We start from the raw sequence: 14,155 nt of genomic DNA on the forward strand, positions 1-14,155 counted from the left end.
CAATTAACCATGGCGATGCTATTTCCGGACCATGACGATGCCTGATGCCGCATCCCCCGAGGTCGCTTCGGACCAGGAGACCCTGCGCGAGGCGCTCGCGGCGGGTGATGCCGCGCTCCAGCGTATCGCCCCGATCCTGTCGCATCTGCTGGCCACGCCGGACCATTCGCTGTTCAGCGACGAGATCGTCGCGCGGATTCGGGGCATGTGCCAGCATCTGGCCTGGCAGGTGCTGCGCGCGCAGGCGGAAGCGGCGGGGCAGGCGGGGCGCGAAGCCTTTGCCGAGCGACATGGCGCAGCCCTTGCCGAATATTTCTTCGGCAGTCCGGCGCTGGTGGCGCATTGCCATGCCCTGGCGATCGAATGGCAGCTGACCGAAAAGCTGGAAGTGCAATATGGCATCGACCCGGTCCTTTCGCCGCTGGTGCAGGAGCTGATCGCCGATGAAGACGCCAGCCTTGCGAGCGCGGCGATGGCCTCGCTTACCGCCCAGGCGCGCTTCGCGCAGAGCCAGCGGCGGATGGAGCTTCCGCTCAGCGAATTGCCGGGCGATCTGTTCCACGACCTGCTGATGGGCTGGCGCGAATATGCCGGGCAGGTCCGGTCCGACGCCATGATCCGCGCCGAGAGCAAGCTGCGCGAAGCGTTCGACGAGGGGGCGGGGCGGATATCGCTCCTCGCACGCGTGGTCACGGGCATGGGCAGCGAAGGTCTGCGAGCGCTCGACATCGATCGGGCCGGGGCGGCGCTGTTCCTCTCCGCGCTCGCTACCCGTTCGGGGCAGTCGCGCGTCGCGACGGTGCTGTCGACCAATCACCGGCAGACGGCTCGCCTTGCACTGGGCTTGCGCGCCGCCGGGCTCGATAGCGGCGATGTCGAGCGACAGGTGCTGCGCCTCGATCCGCAGGCCGAGCCACAGCGGGCCGTCGCCGCATTTGCGGTAGAAGAGGCGCGCCGCTTGCTCGCCGAAACATCAATTTCTGGAATCGAGTGATCATGGCAACTGTCGGAACACGATATCTTGCGCATGCCCGGACCGATACCGAGGGCAGGCTCGTCGAGGCCGAGGAGCCGCTCGCGCAGCTTCAGGTGGCCTGCGGCGGCGCTGTCGGCACGCGGGTTGCCATCCCCGAACTCCTCGCGCTGGTCGAAAAGACCCAGCGCTTCGGCCTGAGGCTCGCGCGTCAGTTCGAGGCGGTCGACGGCGAGCACCGGATTACGGCCTGGGTGGAAATCGCTCCGCTGACAAACGAGGCGGGCGAGGCCGCGGGCTGCACGATCGATGTGGTCAGCTGGCAGAGCGAGGACCTGCCGCCCGAGAACGATATCGCGGCGGCGCGGCGGCGGATCGAGATCAACCGCCATTTGGCCGACTGCACCGCGCGGCTCGATTCGGGCCAGCGGCTGCTGTCGGTGGAAACCGAAGCGCCCGATCTCGCCGATTTCTCGCAGAAGGCGCTCGCCAATGTCGGCAAGCCCTGGACCGATTTCGTCGACCTGCCCGGCAATGCGCACCGGCAGCCGTTGCACTGGCGCCTGCTCGACGGGGCGCGGTGCGAGATCGATGGCTCGCAGCGCAGCTGGACCGCACATCTCGAACCGCTGGGGCAACCGCAACCGGGCAGTGCGGGTTTCGTGCTCTACCTGAGCGCCGATCGTCCCCTGGCGAATGCCGACGCGGGTGAGGCGGCGGAAACGAGCGAAGGGCCTTCGTTCGGGCGCGACCTGACCCCCGTCCTGCGTCAGCCGATCAACCGCATCATCGCCAATGCCGAGACGATCCGCACCAAGCTCGCCGGTCCGCTGGCCGACGAATACAGTTCCTATGCCGCCGACATCGCCACCGCCGCGCAGCACTTGCTCGCGCTGATCGACGATTTGTCCGATCTCGAAGTGGTCGAATCGGAGGATTTCGTGACCGCACCCGATCGGATCGAGCTGGCCGATGTCGCCCGGCGCGCCTGCGGCATCCTCGGCGTGCGGGCGCGAGAGAAGGGCATCACGCTGGTCGCCCCGCCCGAAGGCGAAAGCCAGCTCGCGATCGCCGAATTCCGCCGCGTGCTGCAGATCCTGCTCAACCTCGTCGCCAACGCGATCCGCTATTCGCCCGACGAGAGCCAGGTGTGGATCCGGCTGGACCGCATCGGCAGCCGCGCGCTGATCACCGTCGCCGACCAAGGCCACGGGCTCGACGAGCAGCAGCAGGAACGGGTGTTCGAGAAATTCGAGCGGCTCGGGCGCAGCGGCGACGGCGGCTCGGGCCTCGGCCTCTACATCTCGCGCCGAATCGCGCGCGCTATGGACGGCGATCTGACAGTGGAAAGCGCGCCGGGGCAGGGCGCACGCTTCACCCTTTCGGTGCCGGCGGCCGACGATTTGCGGCAGAAGCCGCGCTGATCAGCGGCGGCGCGAACCGCGCCAGAACAGCAAGGCTCCGATGAGGAAGGTGATCGCGCCGTAGAGCGCCCACTGGCGCTCGGCGAGCATGAAGCTCTCGGCCGGCCACATGACCAGGCCGAGGCCCTGAAGCGCCCACAGGCCTCCGGAGAGCATGAGCGCCACTCCGAAGACCATGAGGACGAAGCGCATCTCAGCGCTGCCCGATCGGAACGTAGTCGCGTTCGGTCGGGCCGGTGTAGAGCTGGCGCGGACGGCCGATGACCTGCGCGGGGTCGGAGATCATCTCGTTCCACTGCGCCACCCAGCCGACGGTACGGGCGAGGGCGAAGAGCGCGGTGAACATCGTGGTCGGGAAACCGATCGCGTTGAGGATGATGCCCGAGTAGAAGTCGACGTTCGGGAAAAGCTTCTTTTCCTTGAAGTAATCGTCGTTGAGCGCGAGCTCCTCGAGCTTCAGCGCGGTCTCGAACACCGGGTCGTTGACGTTCAGCGCGTCGAATACCTCGCGCAGCGTCTGCTGCATCACGGTCGCGCGCGGATCGTAGTTCTTGTAGACGCGGTGGCCGAAGCCCATCAGGCGGAACGGGTCGTTCTTGTCCTTGGCGCGCTCGATATAGTGCGGGATGCGATCGGGCGAACCGATTTCCTGCAGCATGTTGAGCGCCGCCTCGTTGGCGCCGCCATGCGCGGGGCCCCACAGGCAGGCGATGCCGGCCGCGATGCAGGCGAAGGGATTGGCACCCGACGAACCGGCGAGGCGCACGGTCGAGGTCGAGGCGTTCTGCTCGTGATCGGCATGGAGGATGAAGATGCGGTCCATCGCGCGTTCGATCGCGGGATGGATCTCATATTCCTCGGCCGGAACGCCGAAGGTCATGCGCAGGAAGTTGCCCGTGTAGCTGAGCTCGTTCTTCGGCTGCATGAAGGGCTGGCCGACCGAATATTTGTACGCCATCGCCGCGATCGTCGGCATCTTGGCGATCAGCCGGTGGCTGGCGATCTTGCGCTGCTCGGGGTCGGAGATGTCGGTGCTGTCGTGATAGAAGGCCGACAGCGCGCCGACGACACCGCACATGATCGCCATCGGGTGCGCATCGCGGCGGAAACCCTGGTAGAATTGACGCAATTGGTCGTGCACCATCGTGTGGCGCGTGATCGTGTAGGTGAAGTCGTCGAGTTCTTCCTGGCTCGGCAGTTCGCCGTTCAGCAGCAGGTAGCTGACTTCCATGAAGGAGGACCCTTCGGCGAGCTGGCCGATCGGGTAACCGCGGTGGAGCAGGACGCCTTCTTCGCCGTCGATATAGGTCAGCGCGCTTTCGCAGCTGGCGGTCGACTTGTAGCCCGGATCGTAGGTGAACTTGCCGGTCGAGCCGTAGAGCTTGCGGATGTCGATGACGTCGGGCCCGACGCTGCCCTGCAGCACGGGGAATTCCTGGGTCTGATCGCCCAGATCGAGGGTTGCCTGCTTGTCGGCCACGCGTGTCTCCTCACTCGTTCTCATCGGTGCCTGCGGGAAAGGCCTGCGCATCGATACGCGCGAGCGATTCTTCCTTGCCCAACAGGACCAGCACATCGAAAATGCCGGGCGACGTCGTCGTGCCCGTCAGCGCCGCGCGCATGGGCTGCGCGAGCTTGCCGAGACCCAGTTCGAGGGCCTCCGCATACGATTTCGTAGTGGCTTCCAGCGCCTCGATTGTCCAGTCATTTTGCACATGCAGCATTTTGGACAAGCCGGCGAGCCGTTCGCGCGCTTCCGCATCGATCAGCGCGGCTGCCTTTTCGGTCATCTCCAGCGGGCGTGTGGCGAATAGAAATGCCGATCCTTCAACGAGTTCGTTGATCGACTTCGCACGCGTTTTGAGCACGGGCATGGCCTTGGTCAGCAGTGCTACATCGGCGTCCTGGCCCATCCGCTCGGCGACGATCGCGGCGAGGCGGGCATCGTCCGCAGCGCGGATGTAATGCCCGTTGAGGTTCTGCAGCTTCTTGATGTCGAAGCGTGCGGGACCCTTGCCCACGCCGTCGAGGTCGAACAGTTCGACCGCCTCGGACTTGGTGATCTCTTCGCGGTCGCCATGACCCCAGCCGAGACGCAGGAGATAGTTGAACAGAGCCTCGGGCAGCACGCCCTCATCGTCGCGATAGGCCTCGACGCCGACCGCGCCATGGCGCTTCGACATCTTCGCCCCGTCGGGCCCGTGGATCAGCGGGACATGCGCATAGACCGGATCGGGCCAACCACCCTCGATCGCGTCCATCGCGCGGATGATCGGCAACTGGCGAAAGGCGTTGTTGAGGTGATCGTCGCCGCGAATGATATGCGTGACGCCCATGTCGTGGTCGTCGACCACCACTGCGAGCATGTAGGTCGGGGTGCCGTCGGCGCGCAGCAGGACGTAATCGTCGATCTCGGCATTGCGGACGGTGACCTTGCCCTGGACCTCGTCGGCGATCGTGGTCTCGCCCTCGGTCGGGACCTTCAACCGGATGACATAGGGCGCGCCTTCGGGGGCGTCGCTTTCATCGCGATCGCGCCAGCGACGGTCGTAGCGCATCGGCTGCTTGTTGGCGCGCTGCTCGGCACGCATCGCCTCAAGTTCCTCGGGCGTGGCGTAGCATTTGTAGGCGTGCCCGGCTTCGAGCAGTTTGCGCGCGACCTCGGCATGGCGTTCGGCGCGGTCGGACTGGAACAGCGGCGGCTCGTCGAAATCGAGACCGAGCCAGTCGAGCCCCTCGATGATCTTGTCGATCGCGTCCTGCGTGCTGCGCTTGCGGTCGGTATCCTCGATGCGGAGCAGCACGCGCCCGCCATGATGGCGCGCATAGAGCCAGTTGAACAGCGCGGTGCGCGCGCCGCCGATATGGAGATAGCCGGTGGGCGAGGGGGCGAAGCGGGTGACGACCGGAGGGGCCTTGCTGCCACTATCGCTTGCCATTGTCTCTCGCTTCCTTTCAACTCTGTGCATGGCGACGCCGGGGACGCCTTCGATACCGATGGGGGAGGCGGACGAGGGGGCCCGCGATACAGTGCCGCGCCCTTGGCGCATGCGCGCCGGATTGTCCAGTTTCCCCGCACAGATCGACGCGTTCCTCGAACGCGCCGAATTCGATCGCGGTCCCTGGCTGGTGGTGGCCTTCGCGGCGGGGATCGGGCTGTGGTTCGCACTTCCCGGTGCCGGATACTGGCTGGCAGCCGTTTCCGTCGCGCTTGCCAGCGCGACGGCGGCGGCGCTGGCGTGGCGCGGGCAAGACGGGCGCGGTCATGTTCTGGCAGCGCTGGTCACGCTCGCTCTCGCGCTGGCGATCGGCATTGCACTGGTCTGGACCCGTTCGGCGCTGGTCGGCGCGGAGCCGATCGAACAGCCGCGCTTCGAGCGGATCGACGGACGCATCCTCGAGCGCGCGGAGCAGCCAGCCGAGGATCGCGTCAGGCTGGTGCTGGCGGCACGTGATCCCGCCAGCGGGCGGGCACTGGCCTATCGGATCAACGTGCCGCTGACCGAGGACCGGCCGGGCCTGCGCGAGGGCGCCAGGGTGCGGCTTGCGGCGCGACTGATGCCGCCGTCGCCGCCGATCGTTCCGGGAGCTTACAATTTCGCCCGCCGGGCCTGGTTCGACGGGCTCAGCGCCACCGGGAGCCTGGTCGGCGAAATCGAACTGGTCGAACCGGCCGCTGGGAGCGGACTGTCCTTGGCTTCGATCCAGCGTCGCTTGTCGGCGCATGTGCGGGGGAGTCTCGGCGGGACGCCCGGTGCCATCGCCGCGACGCTGGCGAGCGGGGATCGCGGCGCCATTCCCGAAGCCGACGAGGAGGCGATGCGCGATGCGGGGCTCACGCACCTGCTCTCGATCAGCGGGCTGCATGTCAGCGCGATCATTGCCGCCGTCTATGTCTTTGCGCTCAGGCTGCTGGCGCTGTCGCCGTGGCTCGCGCTGCGGGTGCGCCTGCCCTTGGTCGCAACCGGCGCGGCTGCCGCGGCGGGGATCGGCTATACGTTGCTTACCGGGGCCGAGGTGCCCACGGTTCGCAGCTGCATCGGCGCGCTGCTGGTGCTGATCGCGCTGGCGATGGGGCGCGAACCCCTCTCGCTGCGGATGGTGGCGGTCGCGGCGGGCGCGGTCCTCGCGCTGTGGCCCGAGGCGCTTGTCGGCCCGAGCTTCCAGATGAGCTTCGCGGCGGTAATCGCGATCGTCGCCCTGCACAATGCGACGGCGATTCGCACTTTCCTGGCCCCGCGCGAGGAGAGCTGGCTGCGGCGCGCCGGCCGGCGAACCGCGGTGCTGTTCCTGACCGGCCTCGTCATCGAATTGGCGCTGATGCCGATCGTGCTGTTCCACTTCCACAGGGCAGGGGTCTATGGCGCGGCGGCCAATCTCCTCGCCATCCCGCTGGTGACCTTCCTTGCCATGCCGTTAGTGGCGCTGGCGCTTGTGCTCGACCTCGTCGGGGCGGGCGGGCCGGTCTGGTGGCTGGTCGGCCAGTCGCTCGAGGCGCTGCTCGGAATCGCGCACTTTTTCGCCGACCAACCCGGATCGGTGAAGCTGGCGCCGCGCATCCCGACGGGCACGGTCGTGCTCTATGCGGCGGGCGCGCTGTGGCTGGCGCTATGGCACGGACGGCATCGCATGTGGGGACTGGCAACGATCGCGGTTGCGGTCCTGCTGATCGCGCTGGCCCCGGTGCCCGATATCCTGATCACGCGCGACGGGCGCGATATCGGCGTGGCGAACGAGAGCGAGCGTCTGCTGGTGCTGCGGGAGGGCGAGGGAGGCTATGCGCTCGACAATCTGCTCGAACTCGCGGGCAGTATGCGCGAACCGTTACTGCTGGAGCAATGGCCGGGGAGCCGCTGCAGCGCCGAATTCTGCGTACTGTCGCTGAGACGGGGAGGACGCGACTGGGCGGTCCTCGTCGCGCGCAATCGCGATCTGGTCGAGGAGCGCGCGCTCGCCGCGGCTTGCGCGAAGGCCGATATCGTCGTCGCGGCGCGCTTCCTGCCGCGCAGCTGCCGTCCGCGCTGGCTCAAGGCCGATCGCCGGTTTCTCGAACGCGAGGGCGGCACGGCGATCTATCTCGCTAGCCAGCGAATCGACACGGTGGGCCAAGAGCAGGGTGCCCATGGATGGTGGCGCGCGCCCAATCGGTGAGCGCGCACCGAGCACTCAGTGATAGCGGCGCAGGAGCCCCGCGAGCTTGCCCTGGACCTGGACCCGGTGGGCTTCGTAGATCTGCGGCTCGTAGGCGCCGTTGGCGGGATCGAGTCGGATGCGGCCCGCGTCGCGGCGCAGGTATTTGAGCGTCGCTTCCTCATTGTCGACCAGTGCGACCACGATTTCGCCGTCGCGCGCGCTGTCTGTGCGCTTCACCAGCGCGAAGTCGCCGTCAAAAATGCCTGCCTCGATCATCGAGTCGCCCGAAACCTCGAGCGCGTAATGTTCGCCAGGACCTAGCAGGGCGGCGGGCACGGGCATCGAGGACTGGCCTTCGATCGCCTCGATCGGGGCGCCGGCGGCGATCCGACCGTGCAGGGGCACGTCGATGATGTCGTTGGCGGGTTCGGGAGCGACCGTCCTGGTCGGCATCGCTGCGTCGACCGCGTCATTGGCCGCCGCGGGCTTGGGAGACCCCATCACCGCGTCTTCGGGCAGTTTGACCACTTCGAGTGCGCGCGCACGGTTGGGCAGGCGGCGGATGAAGCCGCGTTCCTCGAGCGCGGAGATCAGGCGGTGCACGCCCGACTTGCTCTTGAGATCGAGCGCTTCCTTCATTTCCTCGAAACTCGGCGAGATCCCGGTCTCTTCCAGCCGCTGCTGGATGAAACGGATCAACTCGTGCTGCTTGGCGGTCAGCATGGTGCGAACTCCCGTTACGCCTGTTCACAAAGCTGTGAACGAATGCGGAACAAGTAAGCAACTCGATTCGTCAAGTCAAGCAATCGCGCCATTTTTCAGCGATGGCGCGTGGAACAGGCGTTCACGCTTTGCCCCTTGCGACGTCAGCCTTCCAGCAGGGCCCGCGTCGCCTGCGCGACATCGGCTTGCCGCATCAGGCTTTCGCCGACGAGGAAGGAGCGGACGCCGCTTCGCGCGAGTCGCTGGCAATCCGAATGCGTCGCGATGCCGCTCTCTCCCACCAGCAATGCGTCTTCGGGCGCGAGCCGGGCGAGCCTTTCGGTCGTCGCGAGGTCGGTGGTGAAGGTCCGCAAATCGCGGTTGTTGACCCCGATCAGGCGCGAGCGCAGCCGCGAAGCGCGTTCCATTTCGGCCTCGTCATGGACCTCGACCAGCACGTCCATACTCTGGTCGAAGGCGGCGGCCTCGATTTCGGCCATCAGCGCGTCGTCGAGCGCGGCGACGATGATCAGGATCGCATCGGCGCCGATCGCACGGGCTTCGAGCACCTGCCAGGGATCGACCATGAAGTCCTTGCGCAGCACGGGCAGTTCGCAGGCGGCGCGCGCTTCGACCAGGTAGTCCTCGTGACCCTGGAAATAGGGGGCGTCGGTCAGCACCGAGAGACAGGCGGCGCCGCCCTCGGCATAGGAACGGGCATGGTGCGCCGGGTGAAAGTCTTCGCGAATCAGGCCCTTGGAGGGCGATGCTTTCTTGACTTCGGCGATCAGCCCGAAGCCGTTCTGCTGCGCGCGAGCCAGCGCGGCGCGGAACCCTCGCGGCGCGGATTGGCCGGCGGCGAGCGCTTCCAGTTCGGCGAGCGACCGGGCCGCCTTGCGCGTCGCCAATTCTTCGCGCTTCGTCGCGCAGATTTCGTCGAGCTTGTTCATGTCAGGCTGCCATTTCGATCCAGCGTTCGAGCAATTCCTTGGCCTTGCCCGAATCGAGCGCTTCTGCAGCGATCTCGGCACCCTCGGTCCAGTCGTCGGTGCGTCCGGCGACGATCAGCGTCGCGGCGGCGTTGAACAGCACCGCGTCGCGATAGGGGCCGGGCGCGCCCATCAGCAGCGCCTGCAGCGCCCGCGCATTATGCTGCGGATCGCCGCCCCGGATCGCCTCGACCGGCGCATGCGGCAGGTTCGCCTGCACCGCGACCACGCGGCGCATTTCGAAATCGTGATCGATCACGTCGGCGAGTTCGTTGCCGCCGGCGAGACTGAGCTCGTCGAGTCCCTCGTCGCCCGAGGCGATGAAGGTGCGTTCGGTGCCCAGTTTGGCCTTGGCCGCAGCATAGATCGGGACATAGGCGGGCCGCGCGATCCCGATCAGCTGGCGCCGCACGCCGGCGGGGTTCGACAGCGGCCCCATCAGATTGAAGATGGTGCGCACGCCGAGCGTCTGGCGGATGGGCTGGATGCGGCCCATGGCGGGATGATGGTTCTTGGCGAATAGGAAGCAAATTCCCAGTTCCGCCAGTGTCTTCTCGGCGCTTCTTCCCGCCGCTTCCATGTCGAGGCCGAGCGCTTCGAGCGTATCGGCCGCGCCCGCCTTGCTGCTCGCCGCGCGGTTGCCGTGCTTGGCCACGGGCACGCCGCAGGCCGCCACGACGAGGCTGACGGCGGTCGAGACGTTGAGCGTGTGATGGCCGTCGCCGCCGGTACCGCAGCAGTCGACCGTGCCCTCGGGGGCATCGACCGGGATAAGCCGCGCCCTCAGCGCCCGCGCGGCCCCGGCGATCTCGTCCGAGGTCTCGCTGCGCGCGGACATGTCGACGAGGAAGCGCGCGATCTCTTCGTCGGATGTCTCGCCGTCGAGGATCCAGCCGAAGATCTCCTCGGCCTCCGCCTCGCCGAGATGCTGCCTGGCGTCGGGGAGGCTCTTCATGCGGGGACCTTCGCGGCGATGCCGCAGATTTCGAGGAAATTGGCGAGCAGCGCATGGCCGTGCTCGGTGGCGATGCTTTCGGGGTGGAACTGGACGCCGTGGATCGGCAGCTCGCGATGGCGGAAGCCCATCACGCTGCTGCCGTCGAGCCCGGGGGTCTCGCTGGTCGCATTGACCACCAGGCAGTCGGGAATGTCCTCGACGACGAGCGAGTGGTAGCGCGTCGCAATATAGGGCGAGGGCAGCCCGGCGAAGATGCCGCTGCCGTCATGCGTGACGGGCGAGGTCTTGCCATGCATCAGCCCGCCACGCAGCACGCGTCCGCCGAAATGCTGGCCGATCGCCTGGTGGCCGAGGCAGACGCCGAGCAGCGGCTTGCCCGCCTCGGCGCATGCCGCCACGAGGTCTAGGCTGACCCCCGCCTCGTTCGGCGTGCAGGGACCGGGCGAGATCAGGAACCCCGCCGCGCCGCTCGACAGCGCCTGCCCCGCCGAAATGGCGTCATTGCGCACCACCTCCACGCCTGCACCCAGCTCCATCAGGTAATGGACGAGGTTGAAGGTGAAGCTGTCGTAATTGTCGATTACGAGAATGGAACGTCTGTCGGTCATGTTCCGGCGTCAATGGGGCGGTGACGCTAGCCTTTCAAGCAAGGAAAGCTGCGAGACGCGAAACGTCGATATGACGTCACGCCGTTTTGCCGGCCAGCTGATCGGTCGCTCGGACGAGGCCGTCGACGATGCCCGGCTCGCCGGCGCTGTGGCCGGCATCGGGGACGATCCACAATTCGGCTTCGGGCCAGGCCTTTTTGAGCGCCCATGCTGCACTCGGCGGGGTGCAGATGTCGTGCCTGCCCTGGACGATGATCCCGGGAATGCCGGCGAGCTTGTCGACATTTTCCAGCAGTTCGTTTTCCTTAAGGAAGAAGTCCTCGAGGAAGAAGCGCGCGCAGATGCGGGCGAAGGGGACTGCCTTGGCCGGATCGCCGAAGCTTTCGAGCAGTTCTGCATTCGGCAGCAGCGTGGCGACATTGCCCTCCCACAGCGACCATTCGCGCGCAGCGGCGAGGCGCGTTGCCTCGTCATCGCTGGTCAGGCGCTCGTAATAGGCGCGAACGAGATCGCCGCGCTCGTCCTCGGGGATGAGCCCGGTGAACTGGTCCCATTGCTCGGCCATCACCTCGCTCGCGCCATAGCTGTAGAGCCAGGTCTTTTCCTGCTGACGCGCGAGGAAGACGCCGCGCAGCACCAGTTCGCTCACGCGCTCGGGATATTTCTGCGCATAGGCGAGCGCGAGCGTCGAGCCCCAGCTGCCGCCGAAGGCCTGCCACTTTTCGTGACCGCACATTTCGCGCAGGCGCTCGATGTCGTCGACGATCCGCCAAGTGTCGTTGTGCTCGATCTCGGCGAAGGGGAGCGACTTGCCGCAGCCGCGCTGGTCGAACAGCAGGACGTCGTAGAGCGCCGGGTCCCACTGTCGGCGATGGTCGGGCGCCATGCCTCCGCCGGGGCCGCCATGGAGGAAGACCGCGGGCCTGGCGCCGGGGGTGCCGACACGCTCCCAATAGAGCGAATGGCCCTCGCCGACATCGAGCATGCCGGTCTCGTAGGGTTCGATTTCGGGGTACAGCGCGCGGCGGTCCTGGGTCATTCGCTGGCCTTCTTCCTGACGACGACGATGGGGCCGATCGGCGCGCCCGTATCGAGGCGCCCGGTCGAGGGGTTCCACAGCAGCGAAACCGTGTCGTCCAGGAACAGAGCGTTCTTCACCTCGAGTTCGTTCCGGTAGAAACGGGCGAGCTTGCCGAACGAGATCGGTGCATTCGAGATGACGAAATGGGCGCGCCCTTCGTCGTCCACACCCACGGCATTGCGTACCAGCCGCGAGGGGCCGTCATGCGTGATCTGCGGGTGGATCTTGCCATCGACCACCAGCATCGGGCCTGATTGCGTGCCGAATTGCGGGCGGTCGGTGACATTGGCGAGGAACCAGTCGGTTTCGCGCACCATCCACTTGCCGTCGCTGCCATAGAAGACGCCGTTCGGCTTCATGTAGAAATTGCCCGACCCCGTGCCGGTGTCGAGCGTCTGACGCCGCTCGGCATTCTCGACGTAATAACCGACCGGGGTGCCCTCGGAATCGAAGATCCCGGCGTTCATCGCGAAGGCGATCGTCTCGCCGTCGCTGGCGGCGGCGAAGTCCTTGAGGCTGCGATAGGGCTTGCCGTTCGAGCCGAGCGCCATTTCGATCGTGTTGCGCTCGGGCACGGCAAGGCAATGGGTCAGCGGGGTGTCTTCGAAAATGATCGAGCGACAGGCGCTCTCGACCTGGCTGGCAAGCGTTTCGCTGGGACTCGGCTCGGGCGAGGGCGCGGCATCCTGCGCCTTGCCGTCGATCCGTGCGCGGGCGACGGGCTCGCCCTCGGGCTGGGCTTCACAGGCAGTCAGCGCCAGCAGCGCCAGCGCGGCGATAGCAATCTTCATTGGCCGAATCCGGGCTCCTTCGCGAGGCGGACGGCTTCCTTCGCCGCGGCGAGCAGCGCGCTCGCCTTCGCTTCGCATTCTCTCTGTTCATAGGCGGGATCGCTGTCCGCGACTATCCCCGCGCCGGCCTGGACGTGCATCGTGCCGTCCTTGACCACCGCGGTGCGCAGCACGATGCAGCTGTCGACCGATCCGTCGGGCGCGAAATAGCCCACGCCGCCGGCATAGGGGCCCCGCGTGGCGGGCTCGAGCTCGGCGATGATCTCGCACGCGCGCACCTTGGGCGCACCGCTTACGGTGCCTGCGGGGAAGCCCGCGAAGAGCGCATCGATCGCATCCTTCGCCGGGTCGAGCTTGCCTGTGACATTGCTGACGATGTGCATGACGTGGCTGTAGCGTTCGACGGTGAAGCTCTCGGTGACGGTGACGCTGCCGCATCGCGCGACGCGGCCGACGTCGTTGCGTCCCAGGTCGAGCAGCATCAAGTGCTCGGCGCGCTCTTTCGGGTCGGACAGCAGTTCCTGCTCGGCGAGCCGATCGGCGGCCTGCGTCGCGCCGCGCGGACGGGTTCCGGCGATGGGTCGGATCGTGACCTCGCCGTCGCGCACGCGCACGAGGATTTCGGGGCTCGAACCGACTATGGCGAAGCCGGGCATGTCGAGGAAATAGAGGAAGGGCGAGGGATTGACCCGGCGTAGCGCGCGATAGAGCGCCATCGGCGGCAACGCGAAGGGCGAGGTGAAGCGCTGCGACAGCACCACCTGGAAGATGTCGCCCGCCTCGATGTACTCCTTCGCGCGCGCCACCATCGCCGCATAGTCCTGTGCCGGCATGGTCGGGGCGAGCGCGGGTTCGGGATGCTGCGCGGCGTCCAGGCGATCTTCCGGTGTGGCACGCACCAGCCGCCGCAGTACTTCGTCGATCCGCTCGCCCGCCTGCTCGATCGAAGCGTCTTGCCATACCGGTGCGATGCAGAACAACGCGTCGCTCAGTCGGTCGAACACCAGCAGCACCGTGGGCCGCACGAACAGCATGTCGGGCACTTCGAGCGGGTCCGCGGAAGGGCGCGGAAGCTTTTCGACCAAGCCGATGGTCTCGTAGCCGAAATGGCCGACGAGGCAGGCGAGGGCAGGGGGCAATTCCTCGGGCACTTCGCAGCGACAGGATTCGACCAGGGCCCTCAGGCTATCCAGCGTGCCCTGTTCGCAAGCGACGAAGGCATCTCGCGTCTGCCCCCATCTGGCATTGATCTCGCCACTTTCGCCCGTGGCGCGGAAGATGAGGTCGGGGTCGAGACCCAGGAGGCTGTAGCGCCCTCGGATCTCGCCGCCTTCGACCGATTCGAGCAGGAAGTCGCCGCGTCCCGGTTCGAACAGCTTGAGCGCTGCGCCAACCGGGGTCTCGGTATCGGCGACGATCTCGCGCCAGACCAGCGCCGGCTTGCCTCTCGCCAGTGCCGCCCGTGCCCGTCCGACGCCTTTCAGGCCGCTATTCAA

At 66.9% G+C, this 14,155-nt stretch carries 13 protein-coding genes; 3 read left to right on the forward strand and 10 right to left on the reverse strand.

The annotated features are described in order from the left end of the window. Positions 1-31: 31 nt before the first annotated feature. Both ACN4E0_RS06870 and ACN4E0_RS06875 read left to right on the forward strand, forming a co-directional pair. The gene (locus tag ACN4E0_RS06870) at positions 32-994 is read left to right on the forward strand and encodes a hypothetical protein (RefSeq protein ID WP_419566772.1); all 963 of its coding nucleotides are present in this window, start codon (positions 32-34) and stop codon (positions 992-994) included. A 2-nt stretch (positions 995-996) separates the two neighbouring features. Next, entirely contained in the window at positions 997-2,397 is a 1,401-nt protein-coding gene (locus ACN4E0_RS06875) for a sensor histidine kinase (protein ID WP_419566773.1), read from the forward strand. Here the strand turns inward: ACN4E0_RS06875 and ACN4E0_RS06880 are convergent, their stop codons facing one another. The 3 genes from ACN4E0_RS06880 to gltX are packed head-to-tail and all read right to left on the reverse strand — an operon-like array spanning position 2,398 to position 5,336. Beyond that, positions 2,398-2,589 carry a hypothetical protein gene (locus ACN4E0_RS06880; protein WP_221603984.1) on the reverse strand — a complete coding sequence of 64 codons (192 nt, stop codon included), beginning with the start codon at positions 2,587-2,589 and terminating at the stop codon, positions 2,398-2,400. 1 nt (position 2,590) lies between these two features. Next, on the reverse strand, positions 2,591-3,877 hold the full coding sequence (locus ACN4E0_RS06885) for a citrate synthase (RefSeq protein ID WP_419566774.1): 1,287 nt from the start codon (positions 3,875-3,877) through the stop codon (positions 2,591-2,593). Between the two features lie 10 nt (positions 3,878-3,887). Further along, positions 3,888-5,336: a glutamate--tRNA ligase gene (gene gltX, locus ACN4E0_RS06890; RefSeq protein WP_419566775.1), complete on the reverse strand. Its 1,449-nt coding sequence runs from the start codon at positions 5,334-5,336 to the stop codon at positions 3,888-3,890. Between the two features lie 28 nt (positions 5,337-5,364). Here gltX and ACN4E0_RS06895 point away from each other — a divergent pair, with 28 nt between their 5' ends. Next, positions 5,365-7,548: a ComEC/Rec2 family competence protein gene (locus ACN4E0_RS06895; RefSeq protein WP_419566776.1), complete on the forward strand. Its 2,184-nt coding sequence runs from the start codon at positions 5,365-5,367 to the stop codon at positions 7,546-7,548. 15 nt (positions 7,549-7,563) lie between these two features. Here the strand turns inward: ACN4E0_RS06895 and lexA are convergent, their stop codons facing one another. From lexA to trpE, 7 genes are all read right to left on the reverse strand, one after another. Then, the gene (lexA, locus tag ACN4E0_RS06900; protein WP_419566777.1) at positions 7,564-8,253 is read right to left on the reverse strand and encodes a transcriptional repressor LexA; all 690 of its coding nucleotides are present in this window, start codon (positions 8,251-8,253) and stop codon (positions 7,564-7,566) included. Positions 8,254-8,396: 143 nt separating this feature from the next. Continuing rightward, positions 8,397-9,182, reverse strand: a complete 786-nt coding sequence (gene trpC, locus ACN4E0_RS06905) for an indole-3-glycerol phosphate synthase TrpC (protein WP_419566778.1) — start codon at positions 9,180-9,182, stop codon at positions 8,397-8,399. Between the two features lies 1 nt (position 9,183). Then, positions 9,184-10,176, reverse strand: coding sequence for an anthranilate phosphoribosyltransferase (gene trpD / locus ACN4E0_RS06910; RefSeq protein WP_419566779.1), 993 nt, complete (start codon positions 10,174-10,176; stop codon positions 9,184-9,186). Then, entirely contained in the window at positions 10,173-10,787 is a 615-nt protein-coding gene (locus tag ACN4E0_RS06915) for an anthranilate synthase component II (protein WP_419566780.1), read from the reverse strand. The genes trpD and ACN4E0_RS06915 overlap by 4 nt, the downstream gene beginning before the upstream one ends. 76 nt (positions 10,788-10,863) lie before the next feature. Further along, positions 10,864-11,826: a prolyl aminopeptidase gene (pip, locus tag ACN4E0_RS06920; RefSeq protein ID WP_419566781.1), complete on the reverse strand. Its 963-nt coding sequence runs from the start codon at positions 11,824-11,826 to the stop codon at positions 10,864-10,866. Next, positions 11,823-12,659, reverse strand: a complete 837-nt coding sequence (locus tag ACN4E0_RS06925) for a phosphodiester glycosidase family protein (protein WP_419566782.1) — start codon at positions 12,657-12,659, stop codon at positions 11,823-11,825. The genes pip and ACN4E0_RS06925 overlap by 4 nt, the downstream gene beginning before the upstream one ends. Continuing rightward, positions 12,656-14,155, reverse strand: coding sequence for an anthranilate synthase component I (trpE, locus tag ACN4E0_RS06930; protein ID WP_419566783.1), 1,500 nt, complete (start codon positions 14,153-14,155; stop codon positions 12,656-12,658). Before trpE ends, ACN4E0_RS06925 begins: the two co-directional genes overlap by 4 nt.

The organism is Qipengyuania sp. (assembly GCF_048550555.1).
In the GTDB taxonomy this organism is placed as follows: Bacteria; Pseudomonadota; Alphaproteobacteria; order Sphingomonadales; family Sphingomonadaceae; genus Qipengyuania.